Genomic DNA, 19,075 nt, shown 5'->3' with positions numbered 1-19,075 from the left:
CCCTCCAGGTGCTGGCCAGCCCCGCCACGGTTTACCCGTCCGCGGCCCCGATGGCCGCAACAAATCGAGGAGCCCGTCATGGGTCAGTCTGTCGTAGTGTTGGGTGCCCAGTGGGGCGATGAAGGCAAGGGCAAGATCGTCGATCTGCTCACTGAGGAAATCGGCGCCGTCGTGCGCTTCCAGGGTGGCCACAATGCCGGCCACACCCTGGTCATCAACGGCAAGAAGACCGTCCTGCACCTGATCCCGTCGGGCATCCTGCGTGACGACGCGCTGTGCCTGATCGGCAACGGCGTGGTGATCTCGCCGGCCGCGCTGCAGAAGGAAATCGCCGAGCTGGAAGCCTCCGGCGTGGAAGTACGTTCGCGCCTGAAGATCTCCCCGGCCGCGCCGCTGATCATGCCGTACCACATCGCCCTGGACCAGGCGCGCGAACGCGCTGCCGGTGGCAAGGCGATCGGCACCACCGGCCGTGGCATCGGCCCGGCCTACGAAGACAAGGTGGCGCGTCGCGGCATCCGCATCGCCGACCTGCATTACCCGAAGCAGCTGGAAGAACTGCTGCGCACCGCGCTGGATTACCACAACTTCGTGCTGACCAAGTATCTGAACACCGATGCGGTCGACTTCCAGAAGACCTTCGACGAGGCGCTGGCCTTCGGCGAATACGTGCAGCCGATGAAGTCCGACGTGGCCGGCATCCTGCACGACCTGCGCAAGCAGGGTAAGCGCGTGCTGTTCGAAGGCGCGCAGGGCGCGCTGCTGGACATCGACCACGGTACCTACCCGTATGTCACCAGCTCCAACACCACCGTCGGTGGTGCGCTGGCCGGTTCCGGCGTCGGCGCCGATTCGATCGACTACGTGCTGGGCATCGCCAAGGCCTACGCCACCCGCGTCGGCGGCGGCCCGTTCCCGACCGAACTGGACGACGAAGTCGGCCAGGGCATCCGTGACCGTGGCGCCGAGTATGGCGCATCGACCGGCCGCCCGCGTCGTTGCGGCTGGATGGACATCGTCGCGCTGAAGCGCGCCGTGGCCATCAACGGCATCAGCGGCCTGTGCATCACCAAGCTGGACGTGCTCGATGGCATGGAAAAGCTGAAGGTCTGCATCGCCTACGAATACAACGGCAAGCGCACCGAATATGCTCCGCTGGATGCGCAGGGCTGGGAAGAGTGCACCCCGGTGTACCTGGAGTTCCCGGGCTGGAGCGAGAACACCCACGGCATCACCCAGTGGGACGAGCTGCCGCCGGCGGCACGCGCCTACCTGCGTTCGCTGGAAGAACTGGCCGGCTGCCCGATCAGCATCGTTTCCACTGGCCCGGACCGCGACCACACCATGGTCCTGCAGGATCCGTTTGCCTGAGTGAGAGACCGGTAGCGCTGGGCCCTGCCTGGTGTTGCTGAAGGAAAAGCCCCGCGCAAGCGGGGCTTTTTCGTTTTCGGTACTGTGGCGGCACAGTCGGCAGGGCAACGCAGCGATGACGGAGACTTCGGCATGAAGGGCGAGACGGTCGCACGGGTGACTCTGTGGCTGCTGTGGAGCCTGTGGACGCTGGCCTGCATCGTGCTGGTGCTGGGCGCGCTCGCCAATTACCTGGCTTCGCGCACGCAGACCCTGCCGCTGGTGCTGCAGCCGGGCGCGACCGCCGAGATCACGGTGTACCGCTTCATCGACGACCCGCTGCGACTGCGTCTGCGTTATGCGGATGACGGCGCCGATCCGGCGGTCGATCCCGAGCTGCGCCTGCGCGCGGAAACCCCAACCGATCGCACCGAGTTCCGTGCGGACAGCCGCTCGGCGGTGACCGATCCGGAGATCCACCGCGCACTGGAATCGGTCGAGCGAGACCGGTTCGCCGCCTCGTACTTCGGCTACGGCCGCAGTGACGCACTGCGGCGAGGCCGTTCCTCGCTGCGGCTGACCGTGCTGGAGGTCGATCCGGCGTTGGCCGGCCGTGCGGCCTCGGTGGACCTGCTGCCGCCGATGGACGTGCTGAAGCTGACCGACCTCGACTACCTCTGGCTGTGGCCGTTCTTCTTCTGGAAATTGGCGGCGCTGTTGCTGATGATTCCAGGAGCTGCGTTGGCCGTCTTTACTGTGGCATTGCGACGCTGGCAGCGCCGGGCATCATCGCTGCCGACTTCAGCAGCGGATAGGGATTGATCGACTCTCCCTTCCACCACTGCTTCTCCGGCCCCAGCACATGCACCTCGAAATGCAGGTGTGGGGCCTCGGCGCTGGCGTTGCCCGTGCTGCCGACGTAGCCGATCACCTCGCCGCGCTTGATCACCTGCTTCTCGGCCAGGCCATCGGCGTAGCGCTGCAGGTGCGCGTAGTAGTAGCACCATTGCCCGCTGGGCTCGAACTGGTAGATCGTCAGGCCACCGCGCTCGCTGTCGAACAGTTTCTCCACCGTGCCATCGGCCACCGCCAGCACCGGCGTACCTGCATCGGCCATGATGTCGATGGCATCGTGTACGCGGCCCTCGCTGCGTGCATCGCTGAAGGTGTCGTGCAGCTGCGAGGGCAGGATTCCCTGCACCGGCAGCAGCAAGCCGGACGGTGCATCGGCAGCCTGGGCGGCCGGCGGCGCGGTGGAGGCGGGTGGGGCTGTTGCGCCTGGCGCTACCGGTTCCGTCACCGGCGCGGCGGCCACCGTCGATGGCGCTTCCGGCAGCGCGTCGGTCACAGGCTCATCCATATCGCGGTGCAGCCACCAACCTGCACCCAATCCCAGCAGAACACCCAGCACGATCAGTTGCGAAAGACGCATCGACTCACTCCTGCATCACGACAGGCACCGAGGTGTCCACTGCGTCGGCCACGCGCAGTGCATCCCAGTTGGTCATGCGTACGCAGCCATGCGACTCGGTCTTGCCCACGTGGCCGGGTTCAGGCGTGCCATGCAGGCCGTAATGCGGCTTGGACAGATCGATCCAGACCCGGCCAACCGGATTGTTCGGGCCGGGCGGCAGCGTGGCTTTCTTTTCCCCCTTGCGGGCATCCCAGAACAGCTTGGGGTTGTAGTGGAACGGCGGGTCGCGGTACACGCCCAGGATTTTCCATTCGCCGATCGGCAACGGGTCGTGCTGGCTGCCGGATGACACCGGCACCTGCGCGATCAGCTTGCCCTGCGCGTCCAGTAGCTGCAGCGTGGAGTCGGATTTGTCGACCACGATCCTGGCGGCCTTCTGCAATGCGGCCGGGGCGATGTTGGGGACCTGGATGCGGCTGCCAGCCCTGGTCAGATCCACGCCGGGATTGAGCATCTTCATCAGCTCTGGGGACGCGTGGAAGCGCTCGCCCAGGGCTTCTTCCACACTGCTGTAGCCCAGCGATTTCAGCTTGGCCTGGGCGGCGGGTCCTTTCGGTATCGGCTGGAACGGGCCGGCGACATCCTCAGCAGTCAGCGTGTAGCTGGCCAGCGGCGTGATCGTATCGGCCTGCAGAGCCTTCCAGGTGGCGTCGTCCAGCTCACCCGTTACGGTCAGGCCGTGTGCCGTCTGGAAGCCTGACACCGCCCGCCGCTGGTTGCTGCCTACCTCACCATCAATCTGGCCCGGAGAGAAGTTCGCACGATCCAGCAGCACCTGGGCATGCAGTGCGGAGCGCACTGCGGTGTCCGGGCCAGCCTTCTCGGCAATGGGGGCGGGCAGGTTGGGCGGCGGCGCCTGCGCGAAGGCCGGCGACGCCAGCAGCGAGATTGCGAGCAGGGTGGATCGAGACACAGATGAGCGCATTGGGATCTCCAGCAGGTACGCCGCCACCTTGCCCGCAGGCGGCGCCGAGCCGCCGTGAAAGGGATCTGATGCCCGCATGAGCAGGCATGTCATTGCGGCCGGTTGCCAGCGGCAGGTGTCGCTGGGACGAGGGCTCACCAAGGTGAACGGTGGCCGACGCCGTCGATGGGCGGCGATCAAGATTGCCTGCCGTGCCGCCGATAAGGCCACATCCCCCCGTTTTGGATACCCCCATGAACTACTTGAGGAACGTCAGGGTTGCCTGGCGTCTTGGGCTGGGCTTTGGCCTGTTGCTGCTGCTGGTTGCCGCCGTAGTGGCCACCGGCGCCACCGCCAGCGTCGTGCAGAAGCGCGCGATGCAGCAGGTGGTCGACGTCAGCGTGGCCAAGGTGCGCCTGTTGTCGCAGATGCTCGACGCCAACAACCAGATGATGGTGGTGCGGCGCGAGATGCTGATCCGCCAGGGCGAAGACCGCGGCAGCGATGAGAAGCGCATTGCCGATCTGGTCAAGCGCTATGAGGCCAGCTGGACCGCCTACCAGGCACTGCCAGGCGATGCGGAGGGCAAGGCCATCGCGGAAACCATCGCGGCCAAGCGTGCCATCGCGCGCCCGCTCAACAAGCAGACCAGCGAACTGATGGAGCAGGGCGACTACCCGGGCGCCGTGGCGCTGACCCTGGGTCCGGTGCAGGAAGCCGCCAACGGCTGGAACAAGGCGCTGTCCGATGGCGTGGACTTCGAGGAGAAGGAAAGCCGTGAGGCTGCCGCCGAGGCGATCCGCCTGGGCGAGCGCAGCCTGCTGCAGCTGCTGGTGCTGGGCGGCGTCGCGCTGCTGGTGGGCATCGGTGCCTCGGTGATGATCGGCCGCAGCCTGACCGGTCCGCTGGCGCGCGCGGTGAACCTGGCCGAGCGCCTGTCCAAGGGACAGCTGGACCAGGAGTTCCGCCTCGGTGGCCGCGACGAGCTGACCCAGCTGGGCGAGGCGATGGCCAGCGTGCGCCAGAGTGTGCAGGCGGCGATCGGCGCGCAGTTGCAGATGGCCGAGCAGCACGAGGCCGGTGCAATCCGCTATCGCATGGACGCCAGTGCGTTCCCCGGTGATTTCGGCCGCATGGTGCAGGCCACCAACAGCCTGGTGGAGTCGCACGTGCAGGTGGAACTGCTGATGGCCGAGGTGATGCAGCGTTACGCCATGGGTGACCTCAGCCGCGACCTGCCGGACTACCCGGGCGAGAAGGGCACGCTGACCCGCACCCTGGCGGCGGTGAAGCAGAGCCTGATGGCGATCAACGCGCAGATCGATGAACTGGCCCGCGCCGCACGCGCCGGCGATTTCAGCATGCGTGGCGATGCCGCTGCGTTCCAGTACCAGTTCAAGACGATGGTCGAGCACCTCAACGGCATGATGGCCAGTTCGCAGGCCAGCATCGCCGATGTTTCCGACGTGCTGCGCGCGATCTCGCATGGCGACCTGACCGCACGCATGGAGGGCGAGTACGACGGCGTGTTTGCGCGCATGCGCGACGATGCCAACACCACCACCGCGCAGCTGACCGGCATTGTCCGCGGCATCCAGGTGGCTGCCGACAGCATCAACAACGCGGCCCAGGAACTGGCCGCCGGCAACAACGACCTGTCGCGCCGCACCGAGCAGCAGGCCGCGAATCTGGAAGAAGCGGCCGCGTCGATGGAGGAGCTGACCTCCACCGTACGCCAGAACGCCGAACTGGCGCGTCAGGCCGACAGCGAAGCGCATGCCGCCGGTGCCGCCGTTCGCGAGACCGAGCAGGCGATGGCACAGATGGCATCGGTGATGGGCGAAATCGATCAGTCCTCGGCGCGCATCTCGGAAATCTCCACGGTGATCGACGGCATCGCGTTCCAGACCAACATCCTGGCGCTGAATGCCGCAGTGGAAGCTGCGCGTGCAGGCGAGCAGGGCCGTGGCTTTGCCGTGGTCGCCAGCGAAGTGCGCACGCTCGCACAGCGTGCCGGTGTCGCCGCCAAGGAGATCAAGGAACTGATCGAGGACGCCGCTTCCAAGGTGAAGAGTGGCCTGGCGGTGACCGTTGAATCGGAAGCCGCGATCGCACGCGTGGCGCAGGCCAGTTCGCGCACCACCCAGCTGATGAGCGACATCGCAGCGGCCAGCAAGGAGCAGGCCGCCGGCATCGAGCAGGTCAACCAGGTGGTGGTGCAGATGGACCAGGTGACCCAGCAGAACGCCGCGCTTGTGGAAGAAGCCACTGCCGCGAGCCGCGCGCTGGAAGAACAGGCGCATGCACTGACCACGTCAGTGGCGGTATTCCAGCTGGAGCAGGGGCCGCGCATGCCGGTCATGCCGGCGCGGGCGGCGTAAGCGACCTGTAACTGGATACTGGATGGCGCCCTGCCTGCGATGTCCCGCATGCAGGGCGTCGATGCACCCACCGGAACGATGCCGCGGGCTAGCGCCCGCGGGCTGAGCGTTCGATCAGCCAGCCGGCTGCGTACAGCAACAGCAGTGTTGGCGGAACCAGCACTGCATATGCGGTCGACCAGGGCTTGCCACGCAGCAGGCCGCCTGCGCCGATGGCATCGAGTGCGGCAGACTGCAGGGTGATGGGGAGCGCCATCAGGATATAGGTACCCTTCGGGTCCCCCTCCGACTGCGCGCCGTGAACCAGCCATGCGGTCAACAGCAGGTAGACCACGCAAAGCGCAAGACCGGTCCAGCTCAGGAGTCGCCGCATCTTCATCCGCATGCCCCGGTTCAACGGACGTCGAAGCGGGCCTGCAGCGGCAGGCTCACCTTCCGCAGCAGATCCCGGACCACCACCTGCGCAGTCCACGTGCCTTTGGGATCACCGGCCTCGGCGACGAACTTCAGGTGCAGGTTGGTCATGTACAGCAGGTTTGGCGGGCCGGTCAGGGCGGCGGTGAAACAGGGAACATCGCGTTCGTCGATACTGGTACTGCCGTCCGGGCGCAGCATGCGCAGGTCGCAGTGCACCTTGGGTACGCGGTTCTCGTCCAGTTGCGGGTTGGAGAGGAATGTCAGCAGGAACAACTCACCGCCCAGGTGGACTTCGTTGGCCTCGTTGAAGCCGGGAGTGGTCTCCGGCGGGGTCTCCCACTTGGCCCGCCAGTCGGCATCGGAAGTGACCAGCAGCGATGCCGCGAAGCCGCCGCTGGATTTCATGGCATCGGTCTCCGTCAACGCCTTGCCATCCCCATTTATCCAACCATCGCTGGCGGAGCTGTTCAGTGGCAGCATCATGGCCATCATGGCCAGCGCGCAGGTCCATCGCATCAACGGCTCTCCCGGGTAGCCGCGTCCCGCGGCAGAGCGGGTAGTATTGCCCAACATTGGCCGGCAAAGCAGCAGGACAGCCGGAGCAGGGGTTCCGTTGCCTGCCGATGTGGGTGATGCTTGCCAGCAAAGGAGGTGGCATGGGAATCGGGACCGAGGAAACGCCGATCTGTTTCCCTGCATCGGCCGCGCCGCAGCACGTGCTGATGCTGCCCGGTCTGGATGGCTCCAGCAGGCTGTCGCCCCCGTTCCTGTCGGCACTCCAGGCTTACGGTCTGACAACGCAGGCGATCACGCTGCCCGCGCAGGGACCGCAGGATCACGCCACGCTTGCCCAACGGCTGTGGTCGCAGTTGCCCAGTCGTCCCTTCATCCTGCTCGCCGAGTCTTTCTCGGGCCCGTTGGCTGTTGAACTGGCCACGCGCCATCCCACCGGGCTGCGCGGACTGGTGCTTGCAGCGACCTTTGCGCGTCGGCCGGTGCCACTGCCGGCAGCCAGCGCAGCCCTGCTGTCGCCGGCCTGGCCGCTGCCTCCCGTGGCATTGCTGGCGCGCCTGTTGCTGGGGCCGTGGTACACCCGCGGGCACACGTCGATGCTGCGCGATGCGTTGGCCAGGACTCCGACGAGCACGTTGCGGCAACGCGCCGCAGCGACCCTGCGGGTCGACGTGCGTGCATTGCTGCCAGCAATCCAGGTGCCGACGCTGTGCCTGCACGCGTGCCACGACCGCCTGCTGTGGCCGCCCAGCGTGGCCGAGCTGCAGGCCCTGTTGCCCGATGCCCGCCATGTGTCGTTGGAGGGGCCACATCTGCTGCTGCAGGCGCGTGCCGACGCAGCTGCAGCCGAAGTGGCCGCGTGGATGAGGACGTTGCCGCGTTGAACGATGCGCTCAGCTGCGGGCGCGGGTACGTGCCGCTTTCCTGGCCGCCACCTTGCGCACGGTCTTCTTCGCCGCACGGGTCTTGGCCGCCTTCTTCGCTGCAGCACTGCGCGAGGCGGCTGTACCAGCCTTCTTGACCGCTGTGTTCTTTGCGGCCTTCTTGGCGGTCTTACGAGCCGGTGCCTTCTTTGCCGCCGCCTTCTTCGCAGGCGCCTTCTTCGCGGCCGTCGCCTTGGTCGTGGCCTTCTTTGCGGCTGACTTCCTGGCAGGCGCCTTGCTGGCCGCCTTCTTGCTCGCCGCCTTCTTCGTACCCTTGCGTGCGCTTCCGCTACGTTTGCCGCCACCGTCCTGCTTGTTCACGGTGGCCCAGGCGATGCGCTCGGCAGTCCCTTCACTTGCGCCGCGCTCGCGCTCGCTGTCCTCGATGTGCTCGGCCTGGCGCTTCTGTTTCTCGGTATATGCGGATTTGTCACCACGGGGCATGACGGTTCTCCTGTTGTAGTAGTCAGGCCAGCAGGCGCAGCTTGGGTTCACGCGCCCACTGGCGGGTGGCGGCCGCCGCCAGGAAGGCCTTGGCGTCTTCCGCTTCGACGATGCCGGCATCGTTGCCGACGCGCGCCGCCTTCAGCAGCGCCTGGCTGCCTGCGTCGCTGGCGATGGCCTTCAGGTGCGCCCACGCCTGGCTGACGAACTCGATGGCTGCACTCTCTTTCGACAAGGCCTTCGCGGCTTCCGGGCTGAGCACCACGGCCACCGCATCGAACACAGCCGATGGCGTGCCCGCCAGTTGCCCATCCGCCGCCTGCATCGCCCCATCGCTCAGCGTGGCGCCGCCTACTTTGGGCGCGACCAGCTTCACGTCTGCACCCGCCTTCCGGGCCGCTTTGCTCAGGCTGGCCATCACGCGCGCGTCGGAGCCCTCATCAAACAGGATGCCGATGCTGCGCCCTTGCAGGGTGGGCTTGTTGCGCCCGATCACGCGCACCTCGGGAGCGGCAGGCATGTCCTGCACCGGCGTGGCGGTCGGCGCGGGGTCGGGCAGTGCAGGCAACGCGAGCCCATCAGCTACGCGCTGCGCCAGTGATTCGTCGATGTTGCGCAGGTGGCTGACGGTACGCACCCGCACCTTGAGTGTTTCCACCTTGGACAATTCGAACACGAGTGCCGATGCCAGATGCGCCTGTTCCGGCTTCTCAAGGCTACGGAAGAACATGCGTGCCTGGCTGTAGTGGTCGGCGAAGCTCTCCGCGCGGGTGCGGCCCTTGCGGCCATCGTCGGCGCTGGCGTGGCTGCGGAAACCTGCGGGCGTCTCGCGCGGCGAGTCCTCCTGCAGCGAGCTGGGATCATAGGCGACGCGGCCCTTGGGCACCTGCATCTGCATGTGGCCGTCGCGCTGGTGATTGGCGAACGGACACTTCGGGGCATTCACCGGGATCTGGTGGAAGTTCGGGCCGCCAAGCCGCAGCAGCTGGGTGTCCAGGTAGGAGAACAGGCGGCCCTGCAGCAGCGGATCGTTGCTGAAATCGATGCCCGGCGGCACGTTGGCCGGGCAGAACGCCACCTGTTCGGTCTCGGCGAAGAAGTTGTCGGGCCAGCGGTCCAGCACCATGCGCCCGATCACCTGCAGCGGTACCAGCGATTCAGGGATGATCTTGGTCGGATCCAGGTGATCGAACGGAAATGCCTCGGCGTCCTCTTCCGTGAACAGCTGTACCGCCAGTTCCCACTCGGGGAAATCACCGCGCTGGATGGCCTCGAACAGGTCGCGGCGATGGAAGTCATTGTCAGCCGATTGCAGTTTCAACGCTTCGTCCCAGACTGTTGACTGGATGCCCAGCCTGGGTCGCCAGTGGAATTTGACGAAGGTCGACTCGCCCGCCTCGTCCAGCAGGCGGAAGCTGTGCACACCGAAGCCCTCGATCATCCGCAGTGAACGCGGGATGGCGCGGTCGCTCATCGCCCACATGATCATGTGCATCGACTCGGGCATCAGCGAAATGAAGTCCCAGAAGGTGTCATGGGCCGAGGCGGCCTGCGGGAACGCACGGTCTGGTTCCATCTTCACCGCATGCACCAGATCCGGGAATTTCATGGCGTCCTGGATGAAGAAGACCGGGATGTTGTTGCCGACCAGATCCCAGTTGCCCTCCTTGGTATAGAACTTGACCGCGAAGCCGCGGACGTCGCGCGGAGTGTCCACCGACCCTGCGCCACCGGCCACGGTCGAGAAGCGGGTGAACACGGGCGTCTTCACGCCTACCTCGGTCAGGATGCGCGCCCGGGTGTGGGCGGCCAGAGACCGGGTCAACTCGAAGTAGCCATGTGCCGCGCTGCCACGTGCGTGCACGATGCGCTCGGGAATGCGTTCGTGATCGAAGTGGGTGATCTTCTCGCGAAGGATGAAGTCTTCCAGCAGCGTGGGCCCTCGAGTTCCCTGCCGCAGGGAGTTCTGGTTGTCTGCCACCGGGATGCCCTGATCGGTGGTCATCGCCGGGTGGCTGCCGCCGGCGCGCGGGTGCAGTTCATCGCCATTGCCGCGGGGGTGGTTTTCGGTTGCGCGCTTGCCGGTCGGCTTGCTGGCGGCCATGGGGGGCTCCGGATCATCAAGGGAACCACGACACTGGAACCAGCCCCGTTAAACCGAGGTCCGGCAGAGGTGAACGTACAGGCAAAAGCAGGCTCGGGTATGCTTGCCCCATGCGAGTCGAGCCCGCCGACATCGAAGCCCTGTTCGACGCCATCCCGGACGTGCTGTTCTTCATCAAGGACCGCCAGGGGCGGTACACCCACGTCAACCAGACCATGCTGCGACGGCTGGGCCTGCGCGCGCGCAAGGACGTGATCGGGCGCACGGCGGCCGAGATCTACCCGACCGGCCTCAGCGCGGACTATGTCGACCAGGACGCCCGCGTGCTGTCCGGCGAGGTGATCGAGAACCTGATGGAGCTGCACCTGTTCGCCAACCGCGAACCGGGCTGGTGCCTGACCTGCAAGCGACCGCTGCTGGTCGATGGCGCCATCGAGGGCCTGATCGGCATTTCCCGCGACCTGGGCCAGAAGGACAGCCTGGGCGCCCAGTACGAGCAGCTGCGGCTGGCCCTGGCCCACCTCAACGCGCACTACGCCGAGAACGTGCGCATGCAGACCCTGCTGGACATCACCGGCTTCTCGCTGTCCAAGCTGGAACGCAGTTTCCGCAAGGTGTTCCAGATGACCCCGCAGCAGGTGCTGACCCGGCTGCGGATCCAGATGGCCATGCACCTGTTGCATGGCGACGACAGCATTGCCTGCATCGGGCAGGCCTGCGGTTTCAGCGACCAGAGTGCCTTCACCCGCAAGTTCAAGGCTGAAACCGGTTTCTCGCCGCGCGCCTATCGCGCCCGTATCGGCGGCAACGTCGGCGAGCCCGCACTGGCCTGAGCCGCCTGCTGCGCTGTGCCTATCCCCGTGGGCACGGGACAGGGTAAGGTGTCGCCCCTGTAGCCCGCCGCCAGCCCCGCCGATGCCCAACTCGATTCCGACCGCTTCGCCGTCCCGCCTCGGACATTCGCTCAAGCCCCGCCAGCTGATCATGATGGGCCTGGGCAGCGCCATCGGCGCCGGCCTGTTCCTCGGCTCGGGCGTGGGTGTGCAGGCGGCCGGCCCGGCGGTTCTGGTCTCGTATCTGGTCGCCGGCGCGCTGGTGATCATCGTGATGAACGCACTGGGCGAGATGGCGGCGGCCAAACCGACCAGCGGCGCGTTCTCGGTGTACGCCGCCGATGCCATGGGCGCCACCGCTGGCGCCACGGTCGGCTGGTTGTGGTGGGTGCAGCTGGTGATCGTGATCGCCGCCGAGGCGGTGGGTGCGGCCGGGTTGCTTGCCACGGTCTGGCCGGTGGTGCCGGTGCCGATGGCTGCGTTGGCCTTCATGCTGTTCTTCACTGCGATCAACCTGCTCGGGGTGAAGAACTTCGGCGAGTTCGAATTCTGGTTCGCCATCCTGAAAGTGGCGGCGATCCTGGCCTTCATTGCCATCGGCGTGGCACTGCTGATGGGCTGGCTGCCGCAGGTCACCTCACCTGGCCTGAGCAACTTCACCGAACACGGTGGTTTCGCACCGAAGGGCCTGGCCGGGATCGGTGCGGCGCTGCTGGTTGTCGTTTTTGCCTTCGGTGGCACCGAAATCGTTGCCGTTGCGGCGGCCGAAACCGAAGATCCCGAACGCAGCATCGCCCGTGCCATCCGTACCGTGGCCTGGCGCATCCTGGTGTTCTACATCGGCTCGCTGAGCGTGATCATCGCCGTGGTGCCCTGGACCAGCGAAGCACTGAAGTCGCCCTTTGCCGCCGTGCTGGACATCGCGCGCATTCCGGGCGCCGGCACTGCGATCACCCTGATCGCGGTGATCGCGCTGCTGTCGGCACTCAATGCCAACCTCTACGGCGCCTCGCGCATGATGTATTCGCTGGCGCAGCGCCGCGAAGCGCCGGCTGTGCTGGGCTGGACCGATCCGCGGCAGGTGCCGGTCATCGCCGTGCTGGCCAGCGTGCTGTTCGGCTTTGCGGCCACGGTGATGGAGCTGCTGTTCCCGGACCGGGTGCTGCCGGTGCTGCTGAACATCGTCGGTTCCACCTGCCTGCTGGTGTGGACGCTGTCGCTGGTTTCGCAGCTGGTACTGCGCCGCCGCGCCGATCGCCTGGGTACCCGCCTGCCGTTCCGCATGGCCGGTTTCCCGTGGCTGACCTGCTGCGCGCTGGCGATCCTGGCGTTGATCTTCGGCCTGCTGCTGAGTGAGTCGCACACCCGCCTGCAGTTCCTGTCGATGGTGGCGTTGACCGCCACGATTGCCGCCGGCAGCGCCATCGCACGGCGCATGCGCCAGGCTTGATTCTGTAGTGCCGACCCTACGGTCGGCTGCTGTTCGCGCGGCCGCCAGCCGAGCATGGGCTCGGCTCTACAGCCGGCATACATCCGCCGTGCCATCCTGATCGCGTGGGCCGCCAGCGGCCCGTCGACCAGGAGTACCGCATGCTGCGCAGCCGTCCCTTCCTGATGTTCACCGGCCAGGCCGAGGCCGCCCTGGCCCTGTACGCCGAAGCCTTCGCCGATTTCCGCCTGCTGGCCCTGCAACGCCACCCCGAGGGGGCCGGCGCCGGCGTGCCCGGCCAGGTCCGCCAGGCGATCTTCCTGCTCGGTGGCACGCATTACCTGTGCTTTGACAGCCTGGACGTGCACGATTTCACCTTCTCGCCGTCGATCTCGTTGTTCGTCGAGTGTTCCGGTGCCGAGCAGTTCGAACGTGCGGCACGTGTGCTGGGCGAGGGCGGCCATTGGCTGATGCCGGTGGGTGATTACGACTTCAGCAATCGCTACGGCTGGGTGCAGGACCGCTTCGGGGTGTCGTGGCAGCTGAGCCTGGGGCAGATGCCGGACCCGTGATCGGGTAATTGTGGGTGTGGACCTTGGTCCACACGCCCTCATGAAAACGGCCCGCTTGCGCGGGCCGTTTTCTTTATCGATGCAGTGAGGAATCAAGCCTCGACTTCATCATCCTTGTAGGCATCGACCGGGATGCAGGCGCACATCACGTTCTTGTCACCGTACACGTTGTCGACGCGTGCCACCGGCGGCCAGTACTTGCTCTGCTTCAGGCTGGCCAGCGGGAAGGCGGCCAGTTCGCGCGGATAGGCGTGGGTCCACTCGCTGGCGGTCACCGCGGTGGCGGTGTGCGGCGCGTTCTTCAGCGGGTTGTCCTCGCGGTCCAGGCGACCGTCTTCGATCGCGCTGATTTCCTCTCGGATCTGGATCATCGCGTTGATGAAACGGTCCAGCTCGTGCAGCGACTCGCTCTCGGTTGGCTCGACCATCAGCGTGCCGGCCACCGGGAAGCTCAGGGTCGGGGCGTGGAAGCCGAAGTCGATCAGGCGCTTGGCGACGTCCTCGGCACCGATGCCGCTGGTCTTCTCCAGCGGGCGCACGTCCAGGATGCACTCGTGCGCCACCAGGCCGTTACGGCCGGTGTACAGGGTCTTGAAGTGCGGAGCCAGGCGCTTGGCAATGTAGTTGGCGTTGAGCTGCGCGACCTGGGTGGCCTTGCGCAGGCCTTCGCGGCCCATCATCGCGATGTACATCCAGCTGATCGGCAGGATCGAAGCACTGCCGAAGCTGGCCGCGCTGACCATGCCGACCGGGCCGTTGTCACCCAGCTTGCCCGGCAGGAACGGGGCCAGGTGCTCCTTGACCGCGCACGGGCCCACGCCCGGGCCACCACCGCCGTGCGGGATGCAGAAGGTCTTGTGCAGGTTCAGGTGCGAAACGTCCGAACCCCACTTGCCCGGCTTGGCCACGCCGACCAGGGCGTTCATGTTGGCGCCGTCGGTGTACACCTGGCCGCCGTGCTTGTGGATGATCTCGCAGATCTCGACCACCTCTTCCTCGAACACGCCGTGCGTGGACGGGTAGGTCATCATGATCGCGGCCAGGCGGTCGCTGTACTTCTCGGCGTTGAGGCGGATGTCCTCGACGTCGACGTTGCCGTTGGCATCGGTCTTGGTCACCACGACCTTCATGCCGCACATCTGCGCCGAGGCCGGGTTGGTGCCGTGCGCCGAGTCCGGGATCAGGCAGATGTCGCGGTGGCCTTCGCCGCGCGAGCGGTGGTAGGCACGGATCGCCAGCAGGCCGGCGTACTCGCCCTGTGCGCCGGAGTTCGGCTGCAGGCTGACCGCGTCGTAGCCGGTGCATTCGACCAGCATCGCTTCCAGCGTGTCGATCAGTTCCTTGTAGCCCAGCGCCTGGTCGGCCGGCACCAGCGGGTGGATCTGCGAGAACTCCGGCCAGGTCACCGGGATCATCTCGGCGGTGGCGTTGAGCTTCATGGTGCACGAACCCAGCGGGATCATCGTGCGGTCCATCGCCAGGTCCTTGTCGGCCAGCGAACGCAGGTAGCGCAGCAGTTCGTGCTCGCTGTGGTGGGTGTTGAACACCGGGTGGGTCAGGAACGCCGACTGGCGCAGCAGGCCCGCCGGCAGCGCGTCGGCGGTGCTGGCGTCCAGCGCCTCGACGTCAGCCTGCGCGCCGAACACGGCGGCCAGCGCGACCACGTCGGCGCGGGTGGCGGTCTCGTCCAGGCTGATGCCGACCGAGTCGCTGTCGATCGCGCGAAGGTTGTAGCCGGCGGCGCGTGCCTTGGCGTGGATATCATCGGCATGCACGCCGGTGATGTGCAGGGTGTCGAAGAAGTCGCCACCGACCTGCACGCCGGCGTTGCGCAGTGCCGCAGCCAGGATCGAGGCCAGGCGGTGGGTGCGCCGGGCGATGCGGGTCAGGCCTTCCGGGCCGTGGTAGACCGCATACATCGAGGCCATCACCGCCAGCAGCACCTGTGCGGTACAGATGTTCGACGTCGCCTTCTCGCGGCGGATGTGCTGCTCGCGGGTCTGCAGGGTCAGGCGGTAGGCCGGGTTGCCCTGGGCATCGACGGAAACGCCGATCAGGCGGCCCGGCATCGAGCGCTTGTAGGCGTCACGGCAGGCCATGAACGCGGCGTGCGGGCCACCGAAACCGAATGGCACGCCGAAACGCTGGCTGTTGCCGACCACGATGTCCGCGCCCCATTCGCCCGGGGCGGCCAGCAGGGTCAGTGCCAGCAGGTCGGTGGCCACGGCCACCAGGCCGCCGCGCGCGTGCACGGCATCGACCAGCGCCCTGTAGTCGCCGACCTGGCCGAAGGTGTCCGGGTACTGCAGCAGCAGGCCGAAGGCTTCCGCTTCCAGTGCTTCGGCCGGGGTGCCGACGCGCAGCACGATGCCCATCGGTTCAGCGCGGGTGCGCAGCAGTTCCAGGGTCTGCGGGTGCACGGCGTCGTGCACGAAGAAGGTGTCCGACTTCGACTTGGCCGAACGCTTGGCCAGGGTCATCGCTTCAGCGGCGGCAGTGGCTTCGTCCAGCAGCGAGGCGTTGGCGATCTCCATGCCGGTCAGGTCGGCGCACAGGGTCTGGAAGTTGATCAGCGCTTCCATGCGGCCCTGCGAGATCTCGGCCTGGTACGGGGTGTAGGCGGTGTACCAGGCCGGGTTTTCCAGGATGTTGCGCAGGATCACGTTCGGGGTGTGGGTACCGTAGTAGCCCTGGCCGATGAAGCTGCGCAGCACGGTGTTCTTGTCGGCGATCGCACGGATCTTCGCCAGTGCCTGCACTTCGGTCATCGACTCCGGCAGCGCCAGCGGCGCCGGCGACTTGATCTTGGCCGGCACGATGGCATCGGTCATCGCATCCAGCGACGCGTGGCCGACGACGTCGAGCATCTGCGCGATCTCGGCATCGTTGGGGCCGATGTGGCGCTCGACGAACGCATTGTGGTGCTCGAGCTCACGCAGGGAAGGGGTGTTCTGGGACATGGCGAAGGATCCGTCAGGAAAGGGCACACGCACGGGCACAAGCCGCCGGTCGGCGGTCTGCGGGGCGCCCCTCTGTCCTTTTGCCTGAGAGTTTGGAAGCGCGGAAAACCGCGGCTTCGTGCCCCTTCGGCGCCGGATCGAACCGGTCTCTCCAGAGTTCTGTTACGGGTGGTATCGGGCCTGAGCGATTACGGGCGTTGCGCCTTCGGCAGCGGTGTTCCGCTTCTCCCACCGTGTTGCCCGCCGATTATAGCCCGTTGCGGGCCCGCTGGCCGTCTACGGGCCTGGCCGCTGCGCCTGAATGGCCGATGGCCCGGACGTGCGTTTTGTGCATCGCTGCATGGCATCAGGCGCAATCCCCACCTATGATGGCCAGATACCCGAATTCATCTGGCGCCCTCCCTGCAGACAGGGACCGGCGCCCGCCGTGCGTGCCACGCATGGCCCTGCCGGACGCCTTTCCCATGACCGCCGCTGTTGCTCCCTCCACCCGCCGCATGGCCCTGCTGCTTGCCGGCCTGGCCATGTTCGGCCCGTTCTCGATCGACACCATCTTCCCGGCCTTCCCGCAGCTGGCCCGGCGCCTGGCGGTGGACGAGGTGGCGGTGCAGCAGACCATCAGCGTGTACCTGCTGTTCTACGGCCTGATGAGCCTGGCGCACGGCCCGCTGTCCGACGCCTGGGGCCGCAAGCGGGTGATCCTCGGTGGACTGGTGGTGTTCGTCGGCGCCTCGGTGGGCTGCGCACTGTCCACCGACCTGACCACGCTGCTGGCCTTCCGCGCGCTGCAGGGCCTGTCGGCGGGTGTCGGCATGATCGTCGGCCGCGCGGTGATCCGCGACCTGTACCACGGCCATGACGCGCAGCGGCTGATGAGCCAGGTGTCCATGCTGTTCGGCATCGCCCCGGCCATCGCGCCGATCATCGGTGGCTGGATCCTGCTCAGTGGCGCGGGATGGCCGCTGATCTTCTGGTTCCTGGTGGTGTTCGGGCTGGTCCTGCTGGCGGCCACTGCACGCTACCTGCCCGAGACCCATCCGGTCGAAGCGCGCGTGCCGTTGTCACCGCGCGCGTTGATGCGTGATTACGTGCGCATCGGTTTCAATCCACGCTTCCTGCGCCTGGCGCTGGCCGGCAGCATCGGCTTTGGTGGAATCTTCCTGTACATCTCCTCGGCGCCGGTGTTCGTGATGCAGCACCTGCACCTGGGCGAGGGCGGGTTTGCCTGGTTGTTCATCCCGACCATCGGCGGGATGACCACCGGCTCATTCCTGTCCGGGCGCATGGCCGGGCACACCACGCCCACCCGCCAGGTCTCCATTGGTTTCGGCCTGTGCGCATTGTCGGTGCTGTTGAACGTTGGCTACGTGGTGCTGTCGCCACAGTTCGTGCTGCCATGGGCGGTACTGCCGATCTTCCTGGGGGGCATGGGCATGGCGCTGATCTTCCCGATCCTGGCGCTGGCGGTACTGGACATGTACCCGCATCAGCGCGGCCTGGCCTCGTCGCTGCAGGCCTTTGTGCAGCTGATGATCAGCACCGTGGTGGCCGGCGTGGTGTCACCACTGCTGAGCGGTAGCCCGCTGCACCTGGCACTGGGCCAGGCCGCGTTCTTCGGCGCCGGTTTCGTGTTCTGGTACTGGGAACACCAGCGCGAGCGTGCGGCGCAGGCAGCCTGCACGGGTCACTGAGCAGCGCGCAGGGGTAGGGCGGGCCACGATGCCCGAAACACTTGCGGCAGGGAACGGCCGGACTAGGCTGGGCACTCCAGCCAGCCGGTGCGTGGATGCACGACAGCCAGCCGATCCGATGTCGTTGCATGAGGTTTCCCCCAAATGGCTGCGCAGCAGACCTACCGCCTGTTCGAGGTGGCGCTGAAGGAGCGCCGCGTTCTTTCCCCTTCCCTGGATCGCATGGTGTTCACCGGCGCCGACGTGGCGCGGATGAAGACCGAAGGCCCGGACCAGCGCATCAAGGTGTTCTTCCCCTTGCCTGGCCAGGACCTGCCACAGGTGCCCAGCGGCGAGGACTGGTACCCCCGCTACCGGGCGCTGCCGGACGATCAGCGCCCGCCGATGCGCACCTACACCATCCGCCAGCTGCGTGCAGAGCTGGGCGAAGTCGATGTTGATTTCGTGCTGCATGGCGAGACCGGGCCGGCCTCACGCTGGGCCATCCATGCACGCCCCGGCGACCGTGTGGTGTTGCTGGCTCCCGATGCCGACTGCGCCGACAGCAGTGAAGGTTGGGAATGGAAGCCGCCGGCCGGCGTCGGCCAGGTGCTGCTGGTGGCCGATGAAACCGCGTTACCGGCGGTGGCTGGCATTCTTGAGGAACTGGCGGCCATGGTGGATCCGCCGCGTACGCTGGCCTTGCTGGAAGTGGCGCAGGCCGGCGACGCGGTGCCGCTGAAGGCACCGGCTACCGCCGAGCTGGTCTGGCTGCCGCGCGGGCGCGCGGCGTACGGGGCGCCGCTGTTGCAGGCGGTGCAGGCGCGGCTGGCAGCCGCCTCGAGCGTGGCCGCTGGCGACGAACTGGAAGAGATCGACGTTGACGCGCAGATCCTCTGGGAACAGGCCGATGCCAGCGTGGCCGGGCCGCTGTATGCCTGGGTGGCAGGCGAGGCGGGGGCGGTGATGGCGATCCGTCGCCATCTGGTCCGTGACTGCGGGCTGGACCGCCGCGCGATCACCTTCATGGGCTACTGGCGGCACGGCAAAGTGCTGGATTGAGCGGGTGTGAAGCGGCGTGGCGGGTGGGGTGCGCTATCC

15 protein-coding genes, 1 pseudogene and 1 riboswitch are annotated in these 19,075 nt (G+C 66.9%); of the genes and pseudogenes, 9 read left to right on the top strand and 7 right to left on the bottom strand.

The annotated features are described in order from the left end of the window. Window positions 1-78: 78 nt before the first annotated feature. The gene (locus AC5P7X_RS18135; RefSeq protein WP_005418326.1) at window positions 79-1,371 is read left to right on the top strand and encodes an adenylosuccinate synthase; all 1,293 of its coding nucleotides are present in this window, start codon (window positions 79-81) and stop codon (window positions 1,369-1,371) included. Between the two features lie 132 nt (window positions 1,372-1,503). Next, window positions 1,504-2,172 (top strand): hypothetical protein, encoded by a 669-nt coding sequence (locus AC5P7X_RS18130; protein ID WP_053498909.1) that lies wholly within the window; start codon window positions 1,504-1,506, stop codon window positions 2,170-2,172. Here AC5P7X_RS18130 and AC5P7X_RS18125 read toward each other — a convergent pair. Together AC5P7X_RS18125 and AC5P7X_RS18120 are read right to left on the bottom strand one after the other, a co-directional pair. Next, complete coding sequence (locus AC5P7X_RS18125; RefSeq protein WP_188248046.1) at window positions 2,102-2,782, bottom strand: M23 family metallopeptidase; 681 nt, start codon at window positions 2,780-2,782, stop codon at window positions 2,102-2,104. The two genes, AC5P7X_RS18130 and AC5P7X_RS18125, sit on opposite strands and share 71 nt — an antisense overlap. 4 nt (window positions 2,783-2,786) lie before the next feature. Continuing rightward, window positions 2,787-3,749: a L,D-transpeptidase family protein gene (locus AC5P7X_RS18120; RefSeq protein WP_495215240.1), complete on the bottom strand. Its 963-nt coding sequence runs from the start codon at window positions 3,747-3,749 to the stop codon at window positions 2,787-2,789. Window positions 3,750-3,982: 233 nt separating this feature from the next. On the opposite strand from AC5P7X_RS18120, the gene AC5P7X_RS18115 reads away from it, so the two are divergent. Then, entirely contained in the window at window positions 3,983-6,109 is a 2,127-nt protein-coding gene (locus AC5P7X_RS18115) for a methyl-accepting chemotaxis protein (RefSeq protein ID WP_095378358.1), read from the top strand. 88 nt (window positions 6,110-6,197) lie between these two features. On the opposite strand, the gene AC5P7X_RS18110 is transcribed toward AC5P7X_RS18115, so the two are convergent. Both AC5P7X_RS18110 and AC5P7X_RS18105 read right to left on the bottom strand, forming a co-directional pair. After that, window positions 6,198-6,488, bottom strand: a complete 291-nt coding sequence (locus tag AC5P7X_RS18110) for a hypothetical protein (RefSeq protein WP_032954416.1) — start codon at window positions 6,486-6,488, stop codon at window positions 6,198-6,200. A gap of 14 nt (window positions 6,489-6,502) precedes the next feature. Then, window positions 6,503-6,931 (bottom strand): hypothetical protein, encoded by a 429-nt coding sequence (locus tag AC5P7X_RS18105; RefSeq protein WP_231109044.1) that lies wholly within the window; start codon window positions 6,929-6,931, stop codon window positions 6,503-6,505. Window positions 6,932-7,182: 251 nt separating this feature from the next. Between AC5P7X_RS18105 and AC5P7X_RS18100 the strand changes: the two genes are divergently transcribed. Continuing rightward, on the top strand, window positions 7,183-7,923 hold the full coding sequence (locus tag AC5P7X_RS18100) for an alpha/beta fold hydrolase (protein ID WP_053498902.1): 741 nt from the start codon (window positions 7,183-7,185) through the stop codon (window positions 7,921-7,923). 9 nt (window positions 7,924-7,932) lie between these two features. On the opposite strand, the gene AC5P7X_RS18095 is transcribed toward AC5P7X_RS18100, so the two are convergent. Both AC5P7X_RS18095 and AC5P7X_RS18090 read right to left on the bottom strand, forming a co-directional pair. Continuing rightward, window positions 7,933-8,406 (bottom strand): hypothetical protein, encoded by a 474-nt coding sequence (locus tag AC5P7X_RS18095; protein ID WP_171957575.1) that lies wholly within the window; start codon window positions 8,404-8,406, stop codon window positions 7,933-7,935. A 22-nt stretch (window positions 8,407-8,428) separates the two neighbouring features. Continuing rightward, window positions 8,429-10,462, bottom strand: a pseudogene (locus AC5P7X_RS18090) (catalase); the annotation flags it as partial. Window positions 10,463-10,620: 158 nt separating this feature from the next. Between AC5P7X_RS18090 and AC5P7X_RS18085 the strand changes: the two are divergent. The 3 genes from AC5P7X_RS18085 (at window position 10,621) to AC5P7X_RS18075 (ending at window position 13,344) form a co-directional block, all read left to right on the top strand. Continuing rightward, window positions 10,621-11,343, top strand: a complete 723-nt coding sequence (locus tag AC5P7X_RS18085) for a helix-turn-helix transcriptional regulator (RefSeq protein WP_005418296.1) — start codon at window positions 10,621-10,623, stop codon at window positions 11,341-11,343. An 82-nt stretch (window positions 11,344-11,425) separates the two neighbouring features. After that, on the top strand, window positions 11,426-12,793 hold the full coding sequence (locus AC5P7X_RS18080; RefSeq protein ID WP_053500677.1) for an amino acid permease: 1,368 nt from the start codon (window positions 11,426-11,428) through the stop codon (window positions 12,791-12,793). Window positions 12,794-12,933: 140 nt separating this feature from the next. Further along, window positions 12,934-13,344 (top strand): VOC family protein, encoded by a 411-nt coding sequence (locus tag AC5P7X_RS18075; protein WP_005418291.1) that lies wholly within the window; start codon window positions 12,934-12,936, stop codon window positions 13,342-13,344. Between the two features lie 92 nt (window positions 13,345-13,436). Here the strand turns inward: AC5P7X_RS18075 and gcvP are convergent, their stop codons facing one another. Then, window positions 13,437-16,304 carry an aminomethyl-transferring glycine dehydrogenase gene (gene gcvP, locus AC5P7X_RS18070; protein WP_053500679.1) on the bottom strand — a complete coding sequence of 956 codons (2,868 nt, stop codon included), beginning with the start codon at window positions 16,302-16,304 and terminating at the stop codon, window positions 13,437-13,439. 62 nt (window positions 16,305-16,366) lie between these two features. Then, window positions 16,367-16,469: riboswitch (glycine riboswitch) on the bottom strand. Window positions 16,470-16,768: 299 nt separating this feature from the next. Between gcvP and AC5P7X_RS18065 the strand changes: the two genes are divergently transcribed. Both AC5P7X_RS18065 and AC5P7X_RS18060 read left to right on the top strand, forming a co-directional pair. Next, window positions 16,769-17,995, top strand: coding sequence for a multidrug effflux MFS transporter (locus AC5P7X_RS18065; RefSeq protein WP_053500685.1), 1,227 nt, complete (start codon window positions 16,769-16,771; stop codon window positions 17,993-17,995). 144 nt (window positions 17,996-18,139) lie between these two features. Further along, on the top strand, window positions 18,140-19,036 hold the full coding sequence (locus tag AC5P7X_RS18060; RefSeq protein ID WP_253136545.1) for a siderophore-interacting protein: 897 nt from the start codon (window positions 18,140-18,142) through the stop codon (window positions 19,034-19,036). Window positions 19,037-19,075: the final 39 nt, after the last annotated feature.

Source organism: Stenotrophomonas sp. YJH_SMC_53, assembly GCF_059369995.1.
The sequence above is the reverse complement of the archived record's forward strand: the minus strand, read 5'-3'. Positions and strand labels throughout refer to the sequence as shown.

Excerpts from the sequence above, each read along its gene's own strand:
- AC5P7X_RS18135 (WP_005418326.1), top strand. The coding sequence starts at position 79 with ATGGGTCAGTCTGTCGTAGTGTTGGGTGCCCAGTGGGGCGATGAAGGC.
- AC5P7X_RS18130 (WP_053498909.1), top strand. The coding sequence starts at position 1,504 with ATGAAGGGCGAGACGGTCGCACGGGTGACTCTGTGGCTGCTGTGGAGC.
- AC5P7X_RS18125 (WP_188248046.1), bottom strand. The coding sequence starts at position 2,782 with ATGCGTCTTTCGCAACTGATCGTGCTGGGTGTTCTGCTGGGATTGGGT.
- AC5P7X_RS18120 (WP_495215240.1), bottom strand. The coding sequence starts at position 3,749 with ATGCGCTCATCTGTGTCTCGATCCACCCTGCTCGCAATCTCGCTGCTG.
- AC5P7X_RS18115 (WP_095378358.1), top strand. The coding sequence starts at position 3,983 with ATGAACTACTTGAGGAACGTCAGGGTTGCCTGGCGTCTTGGGCTGGGC.
- AC5P7X_RS18110 (WP_032954416.1), bottom strand. The coding sequence starts at position 6,488 with ATGAAGATGCGGCGACTCCTGAGCTGGACCGGTCTTGCGCTTTGCGTG.
- AC5P7X_RS18105 (WP_231109044.1), bottom strand. The coding sequence starts at position 6,931 with ATGAAATCCAGCGGCGGCTTCGCGGCATCGCTGCTGGTCACTTCCGAT.
- AC5P7X_RS18100 (WP_053498902.1), top strand. The coding sequence starts at position 7,183 with ATGGGAATCGGGACCGAGGAAACGCCGATCTGTTTCCCTGCATCGGCC.
- AC5P7X_RS18095 (WP_171957575.1), bottom strand. The coding sequence starts at position 8,406 with ATGCCCCGTGGTGACAAATCCGCATATACCGAGAAACAGAAGCGCCAG.
- AC5P7X_RS18085 (WP_005418296.1), top strand. The coding sequence starts at position 10,621 with ATGCGAGTCGAGCCCGCCGACATCGAAGCCCTGTTCGACGCCATCCCG.
- AC5P7X_RS18080 (WP_053500677.1), top strand. The coding sequence starts at position 11,426 with ATGCCCAACTCGATTCCGACCGCTTCGCCGTCCCGCCTCGGACATTCG.
- AC5P7X_RS18075 (WP_005418291.1), top strand. The coding sequence starts at position 12,934 with ATGCTGCGCAGCCGTCCCTTCCTGATGTTCACCGGCCAGGCCGAGGCC.
- gcvP (WP_053500679.1), bottom strand. The coding sequence starts at position 16,304 with ATGTCCCAGAACACCCCTTCCCTGCGTGAGCTCGAGCACCACAATGCG.
- AC5P7X_RS18065 (WP_053500685.1), top strand. The coding sequence starts at position 16,769 with ATGACCGCCGCTGTTGCTCCCTCCACCCGCCGCATGGCCCTGCTGCTT.
- AC5P7X_RS18060 (WP_253136545.1), top strand. The coding sequence starts at position 18,140 with ATGGCTGCGCAGCAGACCTACCGCCTGTTCGAGGTGGCGCTGAAGGAG.